The 17,099-nt window shown below is 74.5% G+C and carries 13 protein-coding genes; 12 read left to right on the top strand and 1 reads right to left on the bottom strand.

Annotated features, from left to right (window positions below; all coding sequences use genetic code 11):
- The first annotated feature begins 13 nt into the window (after positions 1-13).
- The 5 genes from ACUN9U_RS00455 (at position 14) to ACUN9U_RS00475 (ending at position 7,606) form a co-directional block, all read left to right on the top strand.
- The gene (locus tag ACUN9U_RS00455; protein ID WP_445482952.1) at positions 14-1,492 is read left to right on the top strand and encodes a cytochrome ubiquinol oxidase subunit I; all 1,479 of its coding nucleotides are present in this window, start codon (positions 14-16) and stop codon (positions 1,490-1,492) included.
- Positions 1,493-1,495: 3 nt separating this feature from the next.
- Positions 1,496-2,530, top strand: a complete 1,035-nt coding sequence (gene cydB, locus ACUN9U_RS00460; protein ID WP_445482953.1) for a cytochrome d ubiquinol oxidase subunit II — start codon at positions 1,496-1,498, stop codon at positions 2,528-2,530.
- Positions 2,530-4,230, top strand: a complete 1,701-nt coding sequence (cydD, locus tag ACUN9U_RS00465; protein ID WP_445482954.1) for a thiol reductant ABC exporter subunit CydD — start codon at positions 2,530-2,532, stop codon at positions 4,228-4,230. The genes cydB and cydD overlap by 1 nt, the downstream gene beginning before the upstream one ends.
- Positions 4,227-5,888, top strand: a complete 1,662-nt coding sequence (cydC, locus tag ACUN9U_RS00470; protein ID WP_445482955.1) for a thiol reductant ABC exporter subunit CydC — start codon at positions 4,227-4,229, stop codon at positions 5,886-5,888. The genes cydD and cydC overlap by 4 nt, the downstream gene beginning before the upstream one ends.
- A 137-nt stretch (positions 5,889-6,025) precedes the next feature.
- Positions 6,026-7,606, top strand: a complete 1,581-nt coding sequence (locus ACUN9U_RS00475; RefSeq protein WP_445482956.1) for a methyl-accepting chemotaxis protein — start codon at positions 6,026-6,028, stop codon at positions 7,604-7,606.
- Positions 7,607-7,695: 89 nt separating this feature from the next.
- On the opposite strand, the gene ACUN9U_RS00480 is transcribed toward ACUN9U_RS00475, so the two are convergent.
- Positions 7,696-8,490: a C40 family peptidase gene (locus ACUN9U_RS00480; RefSeq protein WP_445482957.1), complete on the bottom strand. Its 795-nt coding sequence runs from the start codon at positions 8,488-8,490 to the stop codon at positions 7,696-7,698.
- Positions 8,491-8,695: 205 nt separating this feature from the next.
- On the opposite strand from ACUN9U_RS00480, the gene ACUN9U_RS00485 reads away from it, so the two are divergent.
- From ACUN9U_RS00485 to ACUN9U_RS00515, 7 genes are all read left to right on the top strand, one after another.
- Positions 8,696-9,373, top strand: coding sequence for a DedA family protein (locus tag ACUN9U_RS00485; RefSeq protein WP_445482958.1), 678 nt, complete (start codon positions 8,696-8,698; stop codon positions 9,371-9,373).
- A gap of 189 nt (positions 9,374-9,562) precedes the next feature.
- On the top strand, positions 9,563-11,320 hold the full coding sequence (locus tag ACUN9U_RS00490) for an ABC transporter family substrate-binding protein (RefSeq protein ID WP_445482959.1): 1,758 nt from the start codon (positions 9,563-9,565) through the stop codon (positions 11,318-11,320).
- Between the two features lie 221 nt (positions 11,321-11,541).
- Complete coding sequence (locus tag ACUN9U_RS00495) at positions 11,542-13,071, top strand: ABC transporter permease (protein WP_445482960.1); 1,530 nt, start codon at positions 11,542-11,544, stop codon at positions 13,069-13,071.
- A complete protein-coding gene (locus ACUN9U_RS00500; RefSeq protein ID WP_445482961.1) occupies positions 13,068-14,075 on the top strand; it encodes an ABC transporter permease in 1,008 nt (335 codons plus the stop codon). Before ACUN9U_RS00495 ends, ACUN9U_RS00500 begins: the two co-directional genes overlap by 4 nt.
- Entirely contained in the window at positions 14,072-15,274 is a 1,203-nt protein-coding gene (locus ACUN9U_RS00505) for an ABC transporter ATP-binding protein (RefSeq protein WP_445482962.1), read from the top strand. Before ACUN9U_RS00500 ends, ACUN9U_RS00505 begins: the two co-directional genes overlap by 4 nt.
- Positions 15,271-16,368 (top strand): ABC transporter ATP-binding protein, encoded by a 1,098-nt coding sequence (locus ACUN9U_RS00510; RefSeq protein WP_445482963.1) that lies wholly within the window; start codon positions 15,271-15,273, stop codon positions 16,366-16,368. Before ACUN9U_RS00505 ends, ACUN9U_RS00510 begins: the two co-directional genes overlap by 4 nt.
- A 17-nt stretch (positions 16,369-16,385) precedes the next feature.
- Positions 16,386-16,835: an NUDIX domain-containing protein gene (locus ACUN9U_RS00515; RefSeq protein WP_445482964.1), complete on the top strand. Its 450-nt coding sequence runs from the start codon at positions 16,386-16,388 to the stop codon at positions 16,833-16,835.
- The last annotated feature ends 264 nt before the right edge of the window (positions 16,836-17,099 follow it).

The raw sequence follows: 17,099 nt of genomic DNA on the forward strand, positions 1-17,099 counted from the left end.
GGCAGGGACCGCCGTGCAGGCCACCACGCCCGACCGCCGGAGGCTGGTCCCCGCCATGGACGTCGTCGACCTGTCGCGCTTCCAGTTCGCGACGACGAGCATCTTCCACTTCTTCTTCGTGTCCCTGACGGTCGGCCTGGCCTTCCTCATCGCCGTCATGGAGACGGTCGCCTTCTTCAGCTCGCGGCGCCGCGCGGCCTACTACGACCTCACCAACTTCTTCGGGCACCTGTTCCTCATCAACTTCGCCGTCGGCGTGGTGACGGGGATCGTGCAGGAGTTCCAGTTCGGGATGAACTGGAGCCAGTACTCCGCCTTCGTGGGCAACATCTTCGGGGTCCCGCTGGCCCTCGAGGTGCTCATGGCCTTCTTCCTGGAGAGCACCTTCATCGCGCTGTGGTGGTTCGGCAAGGACCGCCTGCCCCGCTGGGTGCGCCTGGGCAGCATCTGGCTGGTCGCCGTGGGCACGCAGATCTCGATGTTCTGGATCGTGCTGGCCAACGCGTGGATGCAGCACCCCACCGGGTACGCGCTGCGCTACGGCGTCGCCGTCCTCACCGACTTCAGCGCCATCGTCTTCAGCCCCAAGGCGGTCCTGTACTCCCTGCACGTGCAGGGCAGCGCGTGGACCGTGGCGGGCTTCTTCGTGCTCGGCATCAGCGCCTGGCACCTGCTGCGGGGCCAGGACACCTCCGTCTTCTCCCGCTCCCTGCGCATCGCCCTGGTCTTCGCCGCCGTCGGCACGGTGTTCTCCGCGGCCAGCGGCCACGCGGCCGCCCAGTACGCCCGCCAGGACCAGCCGATGAAGTTCGCCGCCATGGAGGCGCAGTGGGAGGACTCCGGCTCCCCGGCCCCGTGGTCGGCCGTCGCGGACATCGACGAGGACGCCCGGGAGAACCCCTGGAGCCTGGAGATCCCCTACGTGGGCTCGATCCTGGCCGAGAACAACCTCACGGCGAGCTACCGCGGCATGAACTCCCTCAACGAGGAGTACCAGGAGCGCTACGGCGAGGGCCGCGACTACATCCCGCCGGTCGCCTGGGTGTACTGGTCGTTCCGGATCATGGTGGGGCTGGGCGTCCTGCTGCTGGTGACCGCCTTCGCCGGCCTGTTCCTGTGGTGGCGACGACGAGGGGGCCTGGACTCCACGCGCTGGTACCTGCGGCCGCTGGTGTGGCTCATCCCCGTCCCGTGGATCGCCAACTTCACCGGGTGGATCACCACGGAGATGGGCCGCCAGCCGTTCATGGTCTACGGGCTGCTCACCACGGAGGAGGGCATCAGCAACAACACCGCGGGGGAGGTGCTGGCGGGCCTCGTCGGGCTGTGGGTGGTCTACCTGGGGCTCATCGGCCTCGACGTCTTCCTGCTGACCAAGACGGCGCGGGCGGGCGTCCACCGCAAGCCCGACGTCCAGATCGTCGCCGCCCCCGCCCCGGACTACGCCACCGGCGCCAGCGACGGCTTCCAGGGCTACGACCGGAGGGGCTGAGCGGTGGACCTCGCGGTGCTCTGGTTCTGGCTCATCGCCCTGACCTTCACGCTGTACTTCTTCCTGGAGGGCTTCGACTTCGGGGTCGACGTCCTGCGACCCGGTCTGGCCAGGAGCGAGGCCGAGGAGCGCGCGCTGACGGGCACCATCGGCCCCTTCTGGGACGGCAACGAGGTGTGGGTCATCGCGGCCGCCGGCGTCATGCTCTCCACCTTCCCGGTCTGGTACGGGGCGGTCTTCGACGGCATGTACCCCCTCTTCGTCGTCGTGCTGCTGTGCCTCCTCCTGCGGGGGGTGTCCTTCGAGTACCGCAACCAGGTGCGCCACCAGCGCTGGCGCAGCACCTGGGACTGGGTGTCCTTCGGCGGCAGCGTCGTGCCCTCCTTCCTGTGGGGCGTCGTCATGGCCAAGCTCATCGAGGGCCTGCCGATCACGCCCGACGGGCGGGTGGAGCCCGGCATCGGCTTCCTGTTCACGCCGTTCTCGCTGGTCGGCGGCGTCACCACGCTGCTGCTGTTCATGCTCCACGGCGCGAACTTCCTGCTGCTGCGCCTGGACACCGGCAGCCCCCTGCACGCCCGCGCGCGCACCGCCGCCCTGCGGTGGGGCGCTCTGGCCACGGTGGCGATCCTCGCCTTCGTGACCATGGGCTACGTCACCGAGGGGCTCTTCGAGAGCTTCGGGGTGCTGCCCTGGCTGTTCCCCGTCGCAGCCTTCGCGACCCTGGCGAGCATCTGGTGGGCGCTGGTGCAGCGGCGTGACGTCATGGCCTTCGTGATGAGCGGGCTGACCATCGTCTTCGCCACCGTCACGGTGTTCCTGGCCCTGTTCACCCGCGACGAGGTGCTGCCCTCGACCCTGGCGGCCTCGTCCTCGCTGACGCTGCAGGGGTCCGCGAGCCAGCCCTACACCCTCTACCTCATGACCTGGGTCGGCGCGATCTTCCTGCCGCTCATCGTCGGCTACCAGATCTGGAACTACCGGGTGTTCCGCGAGCGGGTCAGGCCCGACGAGGGCGCCCTGGACACCGGGTACTGATGACGGCGCAGGCCGAGCGCCCCGCCTCGCCCGCGCGTCGGCTGCTCGCGCTGCCCGGCGCCCGGGGGCTGGTGCCGCTCGTCGCGGCGCTGGCGGTGGGCTCCGCCGCCCTCGCCGTCGTGCAGTGGTGGGCGGTGGCCGCCTTCGTGGCGGCCGTGGTCTCCCGCGGCGCCGCCCCGGCCTCCCTGGTCGTCCCCCTCGCCGTCGCCGCGGCGGCCTGGGGGACCCGCGCCGCCCTCGCGGCCGGGCGCGACCGGGCCGCTGCCCGGGCGTCCTCCGCCGTCCGGCGAGCCGTGCGGCTCGACCTGGCCCGCGCGCTGCTGCGCCGCGGACCGGACCTCATGGCCGCCGAGCGGGCCGGGGAGCTGGTCACGACGGCGACCTCCGGGGTGTCGAAGCTGGACGCCTACCTCGCCCGCGCCGTCCCCGGCTCGGTGTGGGCGGCCGTGGTCCCGGTGCTCCTCGCCCTCGCGGTGCTCGTGCTCGACCCGCTGACGGGACTGCTGCTCGTGGTCACCGGGCCGCTGGTGGTGTTCTTCCTGTGGCTGGTCGGCACGCGCGCCTCGGTCGCCTCCCGCCAGCAGTGGGCCGCCCTGGGCCAGCTGGGCGCCCTGCTCGTCGACACCGTGCGCGTGCTGCCCACCCTGGTCGCCCACGGCCGCGCGCGCGGCAGCGCGCAGTGGGTGGCCGAGGTGGGGGAGGCCCACCGCGCGGCGACGATGAAGGTGCTGCGCACCGCGTTCCTGTCCGGCTTCGTGCTGGAGTTCGGCGCCACCCTGAGCACCGCGCTGGCGGCGGTGACGGTGGGCGTGCGCGTCTTCGAGGGCGACCTCGGCTTCGAGCGGGCCCTGCTCGTGCTGCTGCTGGTCCCGGAGTTCTACGCGCCCCTGCGCTCCCTGGGCGCCGACCACCACGCCGCGATGGAGGGGCGCCCGGCCGCCGAGCGCGTCTTCGCCCTCCTCGACGCCCCCGCGGCCGCAGCGGGAACCGGTGCCGTGGGGACGGGGACGCCGCACCTGCGCCTGCACGGGGTGCGCCTGGCCCGCGACGGCAGGGAGGTCCTGCGCGGGGTCGACCTCGACCTGCCCCCGGGTTCGCGCACGGCGCTGGTCGGGCCCAGCGGAGCGGGCAAGTCCACCCTGGTGCACCTGCTCCTGGGCTTCGCCCAGCCCGACCGCGGGCAGGTGCTCGTGGACGGCGTCCCCCTGGCCGGCCTCGACCCCGGCGCGTGGCGCGACCGTGTGGCCCTGGTGCCCGAGCGCCCCTGGCTGCTCCCCGGTCCGGTGGCGGAGAACGTCAGGCTCGGGGCCCCGGGCGCCAGCGACGCCGAGGTGGAGGCCGCGCTGCGGCGCGCGCGCGTCTGGGACGTGGTGGCCGCGCTCCCGCAGGGCGTCGCCACCCCGCTGGGCGAGGACGGCGCCCGCCTCTCCGGCGGGGAGCGGCTGCGGATCGCGCTGGCCCGGGCGTTCGCCAAGGACGCCGCGGTGGTCGTCCTGGACGAGCCCACCTCCCAGCTCGACGGGCGCACCGAGTCCGAGGTGCTCGCCGCGCTGGACGAGCTCGCCGCCGGCCGCACGGTGCTGACCATCACCCACCGGTCGGCGCCGCTGGGCCTGCACGACCGCGTGGTGCACCTGGTGGGCGGCCGCGTCGTGGAGACCGCACCCGCCGGCCCCTCCGCGCGCCGGGCGGCCCCGTGAGGTGGGTGCTGGGCGCCGTCCCCCGCGGCCGCGCCGCGCTCGCGGTGGCCGCGGGCACCGGGACGGTCCTGGTGGGGGCGGCCCTGCTGGCCACCTCCGGGGCCCTCATCACCGCGGCCTCGCTGCAGCCGTCGTCGCTGTTCGTGCTCCTGCCCCTCATCACCAGCGTGAGGCTGTTCGGCATCTCCCGCGCAGCGCTGCGCTACGCGGAGCGGCTGGTCTCGCACGACCTGTCGCTGCGGCTCGTGGTGGCGGTGCGCGCCCGCGTGCTGGAGCGCCTCGTGCCGCTGGCCCCGGCGGCGCTGGCGGGCGCGCGCGGCGGGGAGCTGCTGGCCAGGGTCCGCGCCGACGTCGACGACCTGCAGGACGTCTTCGTGCGCCTGGTCGCCCCCACGGCCGTCGCCGTCCTCGCGAGCAGCGCGGCGGTGGCGCTGGTCGCCGTCGTGTCCGCGCCGCTGGCCGTCGTGCTGGCGGTCCTGCTCGTGCTCCTCGGGGTCGCGCTGCCGGCCTGGGCGCGCTGGCGCGGCCGGCGCCCGGCGGTGGAGGCGGCAGCGGCCGACGCCGCCTCCGGCGCCGACCTCCTCGACGTGGTGCGCGGGCTGGCCGACCACCTCGGCGGCGACGGCGGCCGGAGCGCGCTGCTCGCGCTGGACGCCGCCGGCGAGCGCCAGGAGCGCGCCGAGCGCGACGCGGCGCGGACCGCGGCCGCCGCGGCCTTCTGGCGCGAGGCCGTCCCCGGGCTCGGGCTCCTCGCGGCCCTCGTCCTCGTGGGGACCGCGGTGGCCCGCGGGACCACCGAGCCGGTGCTCCTCGCCGCGGCTGCGCTGGGCGTGGTGGGCTCCTTCGAGGCCGTGGGCGGCCTCGGCGCTGCGTGGGCGGTCTCGGCGGGCGTGCAGGCCGCCGCCCGCCGCGTCGAGGCGCTCGCCGCGCTCACGCCGGCGGTCAGCGACCCGCCCGCCCCCCGGGCGCTGCCGCTGCGGGCCGACCTGCGGCTGGTCGGTGTGGGGGTGCGCCACCCCGGTGCCGGGCGAGCGGTGCTGGAGGGCTTCGACCTGCACGTGGCCGAGGGCGAGCACGTCGCGCTGGTCGGCCCCAGCGGCGCCGGCAAGAGCACCGTCCTGGCGCTGGCGGCGCGGACGGTGGACCCGGGCGCCGGGAGGGTCCTGCTGGGCGGCGCCGACCTGCGCGAGCTGGCCCTCGCCGACGTCCGCGCCGCCGTCACCTGGTCGCCGCAGCAGGCGCAGGTGCTCGGCGGGACGCTCGCGGGCAACCTCAGGATCGCCCGCCCGGACGCCGACGAGGCGCTGCTGGAGGAGGTCCTCCACGACGTCGGGCTCGGGGACCTGGTGAGCGCCGTCGGGCTGCACGGCTGGGTGGGGGAGTCCGGCGAGCGCCTGTCGGCGGGGGAGCGGGCGCGGGTCGGTCTGGCCCGGGCCCTGCTCGCGCCCTCGCGCGTGCTCCTGCTCGACGAGCCGACGGCCCACCTCGACCGGCCCCTGGCCCTCGAGGTGGTCCGGCGGGTCCACCGGGAGCCGCGCTCGGTGCTCCTGGTCACCCACGACCCGGGCGTGCTGGGCCCGGGGTGGACGGTGCGGGCCCTGGCGGACGGGCACGACGGGAGGCGGCCCACCGCGCACCGCGCCGGCGTCCCGGCCTGACCCGGGCGGACCGCTCGCCCCAGCGCGCCGCGGCCGGCGCCCGGGCCCCGACCGCTGGCGCTCAAGGGCGCCCGCCGCGCGCCCGATGACCGGGGGGACGGGTGCAGAGGGCGCCCGAGCTCGAGGAGGCGGACGCGGTGGGGACCAGGTGGGCGGACCTGCGGCTCGGCACCCGGCTGACGGCGCTCGTGGCCGTCGCCGCGGTGGGCACCGCGGCGGTGGGCGGCTCCTCCCTGGCGGCCCTGTCCAGGGTCAGCGACCAGGTCGAGGCGATGGCGAGCGCTGACCGCGCGACCCAGGACGCGCTCGGGGCCGACATGATGCACGACGCCGTGCGCAGCGACCTGCTCCGCATGGTCGTCACCGCCGAGCCCGGCGAGCGCCGGGCCGCTGCCGACGAGCTGGCCGAGCACTCCAGCACCCTGACGGCGCACCTCGACGCCGTGGCGGCCGCCGGGCTGGGCCCCGACGTCGACGCCGCGCTGGAGCTGGTGCAGCCCGACGTGGACGCCTACCTCGCCGCCGCCGCCGACGCCTCCTCGGTCGCCCTGGCCGACCCGCAGGCCGCCCTGGCCGGCTTCGGCACCTTCCAGCAGGCCTTCGCCACCCTGGAGGACTCCCTGCCGGGCGTGGGGGACGCCGTCCACGAGCGGGCCGCGGCGGCGGCCTCGGACGTCGCCGACCAGCTCCGCCGGGCCGTCGTCTCGCTGCTGGCAGCGGGCCTGGCCTCCGTGGCCGTGCTCGTCGCGCTCGGCCTCGCGGTCACCCGGTCGGTGACGCGGCCGCTGGGCAGGCTGACCGAGGTGGTGACCGCCCTCGCCGACGGCGACCTGACCCGCTCGACGGGCCTGCGCCGCGCCGACGAGCTGGGCGTCACGGCCGCCGCCCTGGACAGCGCCCTCGCCTCGCTGCGCGGGGTGCTGTCGGCGGTGGTGTCGCAGTCCGACGCCGTCGCCGGCTCCTCGGAGCAACTGCGCGGCACCACCGCCGCGCTGGCCACCTCCTCGGAGGAGACCAGTGCGCAGTCGCGGTCGGTGGCCGACGCCGTCGTGGGCGTCTCCGCGGGGGTGCAGGACGTCGCGGCCGGCACCGCGCGGGTGGGGGAGGCGATCCAGGGGATCGCGCGCTCCACCGACGACGCCTCCCGCGTGGCCGCCACGGCCGTGCAGGCCGCGGCCGCCGCGACCGAGACCGTCAGCGGCCTGGGCGGTGCGAGCCGGGAGATCGGCGACGTCGTCAAGGTGATCAGCTCGATCGCCGAGCAGACCAACCTGCTGGCCCTGAACGCCACCATCGAGGCCGCCCGCGCCGGGGAGGCCGGCAAGGGCTTCGCCGTGGTCGCCGCCGAGGTCAAGGAGCTGGCCCGCGAGACGGCGTCGGCCACCGAGGACGTCGCCCGGCGCGTGCAGGCCATCCAGCACGGCGCCGAGCGGGCGGTCAGGGCCATCGCCGACATCGGTGAGGTCATCGACGCCATCTCGGCCCACCAGGGCGCCATCGCCGCGGCGGTGGAGGAGCAGACCGCCACCACGCAGCAGATGTCGCGCTCGGCCGGCGGTGCGGCCGACGGCGCCGAGCTCATCGCGACCAGCGCCAGCACCATGGCGGGTGCGGCCGAGCAGACCAGCCGGGCCCTGGGCGCGGCGCGGTCAGCGGTGGACGACCTCGCGGGGCGCGCCGCGTCGCTGCGCCGCGAGGTCGCGGCGTTCCGGTTCTAGCCGCCCCACCCGCCCTCGCCGCCCTGCCCGCCCTCGCCAGGTCGCACGCCCCACCAGGGCGGCCGCCCCGGTGGGGCGTGCGACCTGGCTCAGGCGACGCGGCGGAACTGCACGTCGTCGGTCCACAGCGGGCGGACCGAGACGCTCTCGCCGGTGCGCGGCGAGTCGATGATCTTGCCGTCGCCCGCGTAGAGGGCGACGTGGCCGTAGTTCTTGAAGAGCACCAGGTCGCCCACGCGCGGCTCGGAGACCGCGTACCCCGCGGCCCGCATGGCCGCTGACGTGCGCGGCAGCGCCACCCCGACCTTGGAGTAGGCGTACTGCACCAGCCCGGAGCAGTCGAAGCCGCTGGTCGGGCTCGTCCCGCCGAACCGGTAGGCCAGGCCGACGTGCTTCTTGGCCTCCGCGACGGCGGTCTCCCCGGCGCTGGTCTCCGGCGCCGGCGCCGGCGCAGCGGCGGGGGCCGGGGCAGCAGCCGGGGCCGGGGCAGCAGCCGGGGCCGCGGCGCCGCCGGGCAGGGCCAGCACCTGGCCGGGGTAGATGGTCGAGCTCCACGACAGGCCGTTGGCGCTCAGCACCGCCTGCGTGCTCAGGCCCGCCGCGCGGGCGATCTTGGAGACCGTGTCGCCGGCGCGCACGGTCACCGAGCCACCGCCGAGCGTCCCGTTGGCGGTGACCGGTGAGGCGGCCACCGACAGGGTGCTGGCCGCCTTGGCGGCCGGGGTGCCGGCGTGCGAGAGCGCCGGGGCGCTCGCGGCCGCGGCACCTGCGGTGGCGACGACGGGGACGGCGGCCAGCGCTCCGGTGGTGACCACGGCGCGGGTCACGGCGCTGACGTCGACGAGGGGGCGCACCGGTGCGCGGTGCCGAGCGGTACGGGACACGGCGACGACGCTAGGTGATCGATCGGTCACCGTCCGGGGAATCGCAGATCCTCCCGAAGTCCGCACCGCCGGACACGGGGGACGGCGCGGACACGGCCGTGGCGCCGCCCGGCACGGGCCGGCGCCGCCCTGTCGCCGCCCCGTCGCGCTGCGGGCGGGCGCGAAGGGGCTCCGGTGGCCTCCGCTGGCGCCTAGCCTGGCGGGCGTGACCCCGATCCTCGCGCTCGGCCCCTCCTTCCTGGACCCCGACACGCTGATCCGGACCCTGGGCTTCATCGGCATCCTGGCGATCGTCTTCGTCGAGTCCGGCCTGCTCGTGGGCTTCTTCCTGCCCGGTGACTCCCTGCTCTTCACCGGCGGCCTGCTCATCGCCACCGGTGTGCTGCAGGTGCCGCTGTGGCTGGCGCTGGTGCTCGTGCCGCTGGCGGCGGTGCTGGGGGACCAGTGCGGCTACCTCATCGGCCGCCGCCTGGGGCCCGCGGTCTTCCGCCGCCAGGACGCCCGGTTCTTCAAGCCCCGCTACGTCGAGGACGCCTACGCCTTCTTCGACAGGTACGGGGGCCGGGCGGTGCTGCTGGCGCGCTTCGTGCCCGTGGTGCGGACCTTCGTGCCCGTCGTCGCCGGCGTCGGGCGCATGGACTACCGCCACTTCGTGGGCTGGAACGTCGCCGGGGGCGTGCTGTGGGGGGCCGGCGTGACCACGCTGGGCTACCTGCTGGGCGGGATCGCCTTCGTGCGGGACAACATCGAGGTCATCCTCATCCTCATCGTGCTCGTCTCGGTGCTGCCGGTGGCGGTGGAGCTGCTGCGGGCCCGCCGGCGCACCCGGCGGGAGGCGGCCGCCGCCGGTGGAACGCGCGCCGGGGCGGCCCACCGAGGGTGATCAACCTGTGAACGGGCTGTGCGGCGCGGGTGGCCGCACGGTTGCGAATCGGTAACGGCAGTCCTCCGGCGCTGCCACCCGGCTTGCCAGGAGGGCGAGCCGCGGGGTGGAGTGAGCCGTCCAAACGGGCCGGGTGGCACGACCTGCCGCGAGCCCGAGCCGAGACGCCCGACGAAGGGTCCTCCCCGCGTGATCACCACCCGCAGAACAACCGCTGCGCTGACCCTCCTGGTCGGCGGAGCACTCGTCATCTCCGGCTGCTCCGCCGACCGCGGCGGTTCCGGCGGCTCCGGATCCGGAGGCGGTGACAGCTCCTCGGGGACCAGCAACGCCACCATCACCGTGGCCCACGAGCAGGAGTTCAACTCCTACAACAACAACACCGCCGACCAGAACGCGGTGCAGAACACCGTCGTGCTGAACAACGTGCTGGGCGGCTTCTGGGACTTCGGCCCGGACGGCGGCATCGAGGACGACGCCGAGTTCGGCACCGTGGAGCAGACCAGCGAGGACCCGCTCACCATCCAGTACACGTTCGCGGACGACGCCGCGTGGTCCGACGGCGAGCCGATCGACTGCGACGACCTCATGCTCACCTGGGCCGCCAACTCCGGGAAGTTCACCTCGACCGAGACCGACGAGGACGGCAACCCGCTCTCGGGCTTCTCCTCGGCCGGCACCACCGGCTACGAGGACATGAACACCCCCGAGTGCGCCGCCGGTGACAAGCAGGCGACGATCACCTACGCCCAGCCCTTCGCCGACTGGGCCGGCATGTTCGGTGCCGGCTCGATCATGCCGGCGCACATCGTCGCCCAGCAGGCGGGCGTGGACGACCTCATCGGCGCGCTCACGAGCAACAACGCCGAGCAGGTCGCGGCGCTGGCGGACTTCTACAACACGGGCTTCATCGGCACCCCGGGCACCGTGGACGCCGACAACTGGCTGTCCTCGGGCCCCTACAAGATCGACTCCTGGCAGGCCGGTCAGTCGATCACGCTGACCGCGAACGAGGAGTACTGGGGCACCCCGGCCAAGACCGGGACCATCGTCATCCGCTTCATCGACGCCACCGCCCAGGCGCAGGCCCTGGCCAACGGCGAGATCCAGGTGGCGCGCCCGCAGCCGGCGCAGGACATCCTGGCCCAGCTGCAGGCCATCGGTGACTCGGTCAAGATCGACCAGGCCGACGAGTACACCTTCGAGCACCTCGACCCGAACTTCGCCGGGGTCATGGCCGACGCCGACCTGCGCCGCGCCTTCGCGCTGTGCGTGCCGCGCCAGCAGATCGTCGACAACCTCATCAAGCCGGTCAACGAGAACGCCACCGTCCTCAACGCCCGCTTCAAGCTGGCCTTCCAGGAGGGCTACGACCAGGTCGTGCAGGCCTCCTACACCGGCCAGTACGACCAGCCGAACATCGCTGAGGCCAAGCAGATCCTGGACTCCAAGGGCGCAGCCGGCACCACCGTGCGCATCGGCTACCAGACCCCGAACCAGCGCCGCACCGACGCCGTCGCCCTGATCAAGGCCTCCTGCGACCAGGCCGGCTTCAACATCCAGGACGCCGGCCAGGAGGACTTCTTCGGCAACGGCCTGGCCGCCGGCAACTTCGACGTCGCCCTCTTCGCGTGGTCGGGCTCGCCGCTGGTCTCCTCCTCCGCCTCGACCTACGTCACCGGCGGCGGCAACAACAACGGCAAGTACTCCAACCCGCAGGTCGACCAGCTGACCGCCACCCTGCTGACGCAGACCGACACGGCGCAGCAGGACGAGACGATCGCGCAGATCGAGAAGATCCTGTGGGACGACGTGGCGACCATCCCGGTCTTCACCTTCCCGGGCCTGCAGGCCAACAGCACCAACGTGACGGGCCCGTCCTTCCAGCCCGCGCAGAGCCAGCAGACGTGGAACGACGACACCTGGGCGGTGGCCCAGCAGTCGTGACCCGCGCCGCGGGCCGGCCCCCTCGGCGGGGCACGGCCCGCGGCCGGTCCCGTCCTCAGGACGGGCGCTGCCACCCCCGCCTCGACGCGCCGTCGGGGTGAGGAGCAACCTTGGTCGGCGGGGCGCACGCTCGCGTGCGCCCCGCACGGCTGAGGCGCACCTGCGGGGGAGACGGCCAGCCTGCTCGTCCGGACCCTCGTCCGCAAAGGGGTACCCCACCCGTGGTCGCTTTCGTGCTGAGGCGCCTGCTGATCTCGGTCGGCGTCTTCTTCGTCGCCACCTTCCTCATGTACCTCCTGGTCGCCAACGCCGGCGACCCCCTGGAGGACCTGTACGGCATCACCGACCCCGGTGACCGCGCGGCGCGCATCGCCTCGCGCACCGAGATCATGCAGCTGGACACGCCCGTCGTGCTGCGCTACTTCGACTGGCTCGGGGGCTTCGTCAGCTTCCTGTGGGGCCAGGGGACCCTCGGCGTGACCCGCACCGGGCAGGCCGTCGGCCCGCTGCTCGGCCTGGCGCTGGGCAGCACCCTGCGGCTGGTCCTCCTGGCCACCGTGCTCGCCATCGTCACGGGCGTGGCCGTGGGCATCGTCTCGGCGCTGCGCCAGTACTCCAGCTTCGACTACACGATCACGTTCTTCTCGTTCGTCTTCTACTCCCTGCCCATCTTCTGGGCTGCGGTGCTGCTCAAGCAGTTCGGCGCCATCGCGTTCAACGACTGGCTGGGCGACCCCGTGGTGCCGCTGCCGGTCCTGCTGGTGCTGGCCCTGCTCGGCGGCCTCTTCGCCGTCAGCCTCGTCGGCGGCAGGTCCTGGGCGCGGCGCAGCGCGGCCTTCGCCGCGGGCGCCGTCGTCGTCGCGGCCGTCCTGCTGGTGGTCTCCCAGACCGGCTTCCTCGCGCGCCCCGCCCTGGGCCCCGTCGGCGTCGCGCTGCTCGGCCTGGCGGCCGCGGTCGGCGTCACCGCCCTCGTCTCCGGCCTGGCCGCCCGCCGCGTGCTCATCGCCTCGCTCGCCGGCGCCGTCGTGGGGATCATCATCTACGTCGCCACGGTCGGGGTCCTGGGAGACCCGACGTGGCCGCTGCTGCTGGGCCTGTTCGCGCTGACCCTCGTGGTGGCCGGCGGCGTGGGGGCGGGCATCGGCGGCATCGACAGGAGCCGGGCGGCGCGGGCGGCGGTGCTCTCCGCCGCCGTGGTGGCGCTGCTGAGCTTCGTCGACTGGCTCATGTACGCCTGGCCCGGCTACGTGACCTCCTCGCTGGGACGCCCGATCGCGACCATCGGCTCCAACACGCCGAACTTCAGCGGCACCCTCTGGGAGACCACCCTCGACACGCTCACCCACCTGGTGCTGCCGAGCGTCACGCTGGTGCTCATCTCCTTCGCCCAGTACACGCGCTACACGCGCTCGAGCATGCTCGAGACGATGAACCAGGACTTCGTGCGCACCGCGCGCGCCAAGGGCCTGACCGAGCGCACGGTGATCATGCGCCACGCCTTCCGCAACGCGCTGATCCCCGTCACGACGCTGGTGGCCCTCGACTTCGCCGCCGTCGTCGGCGGCGCCGTCATCACCGAGCGCATCTTCGGGTGGCGCGGCATGGGCTCGCTGTTCATCGAGGGCGTCTACACCGTCGACCCGCCGCCGGTGATGGCCTTCTTCGTCGTCGCCGCCGCGGCGGTGCTCGTGCTCAACATCGTGGCCGACCTGGTCTACGCCTACCTCGACCCGAGGATCCGCCTCTCATGACCACGACCGACCCCCGCACCACCGCCGGCGAGCCCGGCGGTCCCGGCGCCGGCGGCGACGCGGGCGACGCCTCCGGCCTCTCCGTCGTCGCGCTGTCCCAGGGGCAGCTGGTCCGCCGCCGCTTCCTGCGCCACCGCGGGGCGCTGGGCGGCATGGCGGTGCTGCTCTTCGTCGTCGTGCTGGCCTTCACCTCCATCGGGTTCGCCGGGATCCCCGGCTGGTGGGGGTACAGCTACACCCAGCCCAACCCGATCGTCGGCGGTGGCCGGCCCACGCTCGACCTCGTGCCGTGGCTCGACGGTGACGGCCTGGCCTGGGGCGACCACCCCTTCGGCCAGGACAACATCGGCATCGACTACTTCGCCCTCACCATGCGCGGCGCGCAGCGGTCGCTGATCATCGCGTTCGTCGTCGGCGTGGTCGCCACGGTCATCGGCACCCTGGTGGGGGCCCTGGCCGGCTACTACCGCGGCTGGGTCGACGCGCTGCTCATGCGCGTGACCGACGTCTTCATCACCATCCCGGTGATCGTCATCGGTGCCGTCCTCGGCCGCCGCTTCGGCGCGCTGCCGATCTTCCTGTTCGGTGCCGTGCTCGGCGTCATCCTGTGGACCTCGCTGGCCCGCCTCGTGCGGGGCAGCTTCCTCTCGCTGCGCGAGAAGGAGTTCGTCGAGGCCGCGCGCGCGATGGGCGCCTCCAGCACGCGCATCATCTTCAAGCACATCCTGCCCAACAGCCTCGGCGTCATCATCGTGTCCGCCACGCTGACCATCGCCGTCGCGATCCTCGTGGAGAGCGCCTTGAGCTACCTCGGCCTCGGAGTCCGGCCGCCGGAGACCTCCCTCGGCCTGCTCATCAGCAACTACGAAGCGGCCTTCACCACCAGGCCGTGGCTGTTCTGGTGGCCCGGCCTGTTCATCGTGCTGATCGCCCTGTCGGTCAACTTCATCGGCGACGGCCTGCGCGACGCCTTCGACCCGCGCCAGGCACGGGTGCGCTCGTGAGCGCCGCCCAGCAGCCGGGGCAGGCTTCCGGGGCGCACGCCGCGGGCGAGCGGGAGCACGGTGCAGCAGCGTCGGGGGGCCACGGCCAGGCCGAGCAGCCGGTGCTGCAGGTGCAGGACCTGAGCGTCTCCTTCCCCACCGAGGACGGCGTGGTGCGCGCGGTGCGCGGCATGTCCTACGCCGTCGCCCCCCGCGAGGTGCTCGGCATCGTGGGGGAGTCCGGGTCGGGCAAGTCCGTGTCCTCGATGGCGGTCATGGGGCTGCTGCCGCGCAGCGCGAAGATCACCGGCCGCATCCTCTTCCGCGGCGACGACGTGCTCTCCATGAGCGCCCGCCAGCAGCGCGGGCTGCGGGGCCGGCGGGTCAGCATGATCTTCCAGGACCCGATGACCGCGATGAACCCGGTCTTCACCGTCGGCGACCAGCTGGCCGAGGCGGTGCGCTCCCACAGCGCCGTCCCGCAGAAGGTCGCGATGAAGCGCGCCAAGGAGATGCTGGACCTCGTCGGCATCCCCCAGGCCGAGGCCCGGCTGCGCGCCTACCCGCACGAGTTCTCCGGCGGCATGCGGCAGCGGGCGATGATCGCCATGGCGATCATCAACGACCCCGACGTCGTCATCGCGGACGAGCCGACCACCGCCCTGGACGTGACGGTGCAGGCGCAGGTGCTCGACACGCTCATGTCCGTCAAGGACGCCGTCGGCGCCGCGATCGTCTTCATCACCCACGACCTGGGCGTCATCGCGCAGGTCGCCGACAGGGTGCTCGTCATGTACGCCGGCACGCCGGTGGAGGTCGGGAGCACGCGGGAGGTCTTCTCCCGCCCGCTGATGCCCTACACCGCGGGGCTGCTCGGCTCCACGCCCTCGGCGGAGGGCAGCCACGCCGGGGAGCGCCTGCGGCCGATCGCCGGCGCGCCGCCGTCGCTGATCTCCCTGCCCCGCGGGTGCCCCTTCGGGCCGCGCTGCCCGCTGGTGCGCGAGGACTGCCGGGCCGCCGAGCCCGACCTGGTCCACCGCGGCGCCTCCGCCGCCGGCGCCTCCGCCGCCGGCGTCCCCGCGGGCGGCGTCCCCGCCGCCGGCCGCGCGCTGCCGTTCGTCTCGGGCGACCACCTCGCGGCGTGCCACCACAGCGACGAGCTGCTGGCGGCCGAGGACGCCACCCGCTTCTTCCGCGCCGAGAGCGAGGTCAGCTCGTGAGCCAGCTCCACACCGCCCAGGACCCGGTCCGCCCCACCGACGCCGAGCGCGACGCGCACCTGCTCGACGTCCGCGACCTGGTCATGAACTTCCCCGTCCGCGGCGGAGGCGTCATCCAGCGCGTGGTCAACCACGTCCAGGCCGTCTCCGGGGTGAGCTTCAGCCTCGACGCCGGGGAGACCCTCGGCGTCGTGGGGGAGTCCGGGTGCGGGAAGTCGACGACGGGCCGGGCGCTGCTGCAGCTGCACACGCCGACGTCGGGCTCGGTCCGCTTCGACGGCAAGGAGCTCATCGGCCTGCCCGAGAAGGACCTGCGGCCGGTCCGGCGCGACCTGCAGATCGTCTTCCAGGACCCGTACGCCTCGCTCAACCCCCGGCTGCCGGTCAACGACATCATCGGCGAGCCGCTGGTCATCCACGGCACGCTGCCCGACAAGGCGGCGCGCAAGGAGCGCGTGCGCGAGCTGCTGCAGCTGGTGGGCCTCTCGCCGGAGCACGGCAACCGCTACCCGCACGAGTTCTCCGGCGGTCAGCGCCAGCGCATCGGCATCGCCCGCGCGCTCGCCCTGGGGCCCAAGCTGCTCGTCCTGGACGAGCCGGTCTCCGCGCTGGACGTGTCGGTGCAGGCCGGCATCGTCAACCTGCTGGAGGACCTGCAGGCCGAGCTGGGCATCGCCTACATGTTCATCGCCCACGACCTGTCGGTGGTCCGCCACATCTCCGACCGCGTAGCGGTGATGTACCTCGGCAAGATCGTCGAGATCGGTCCCAAGGACGACATCTACGACCGCCCGATGCACCCCTACACGCAGGCGCTGCTGTCGGCGGCGCCGTCGGCGGACCCCGAGGTGGCGCGCACGGCGGCGAAGGAGCGGATCGTGCTCGAGGGCGACGTGCCCTCGCCGCTCGACCCGCCGTCGGGCTGCCGGTTCCGCACCCGGTGCTGGAAGGCGCAGGAGGTCTGCGCGACCACCGAGCCCCCGCTGGTGGAGAAGGAGGGCGGTGGGCCCGGCCACCAGGTCGCCTGCCACTTCGCCTCCACCGACGTCGGGCACCCCGGGGGCCGCACGTCCCTGCCGGTCGAGGCGGCCTGACGAGCGCTCCGCTGCTGGTGGTGGGCGCCGCGCTGGTCGACGACCTGGCGGCGCCCCGCCGGCTGCTGGCGGCCCGCCGGAGCCGGCCGTCGGCGCTGGCCGGGGGCTGGGAGCTGCCGGGCGGCAAGGTCGAGCCGGGCGAGGCGCCGACCGACGCGCTGCGCCGCGAGCTGCGCGAGGAGCTGGGCGTCGCGGTGCGCCTCGGGGCGGAGCTGGTGCCGCACGCCGGCGAGGGCACCGGCGGGCTGTACGCCGGCGAGGGCGTGTGGCCGCTGCCCGGCGTGGGCGTCATGCGGGTGTGGTGGGCGCAGGTGGAGGCCGGGCGGCCCCGGCCGCTGGAGGACCACGACGCGCTGCGCTGGCTCGACGTGGAGGACTGGGTGGGCGGGGTGGCCTGGCTGCCGGCCGACATGCCCGTGGTGACCGCGCTGCACGCGGCGCTCCCGTCCCCGGGCCGCCCGACCTGATCCGCGGCCCCTGCCGTCGTCGGCGAGGAGTCGGCCGAGGCGCCCGACTGGTGCTGCCCGCGGCCCGGGAGACCCGCCCCTGCCGCGAGGTGTCGGAACCCTGCCGCGGCGTGTCGGAACTGCGACGTGCTTCCGGCACACCGCGCCGGGGTTCCGACACCGCCTGCCGGGACCCCGACGTCTCGTGCCGGAGCGGAGGCACCCGCGGGGACCGGGAGTGCCGCCTCGTGCCGCCCCGGGGCGCGCACGGCCGCCCGGGGTCGA

This window comes from Quadrisphaera sp. KR29, assembly GCF_052644995.1.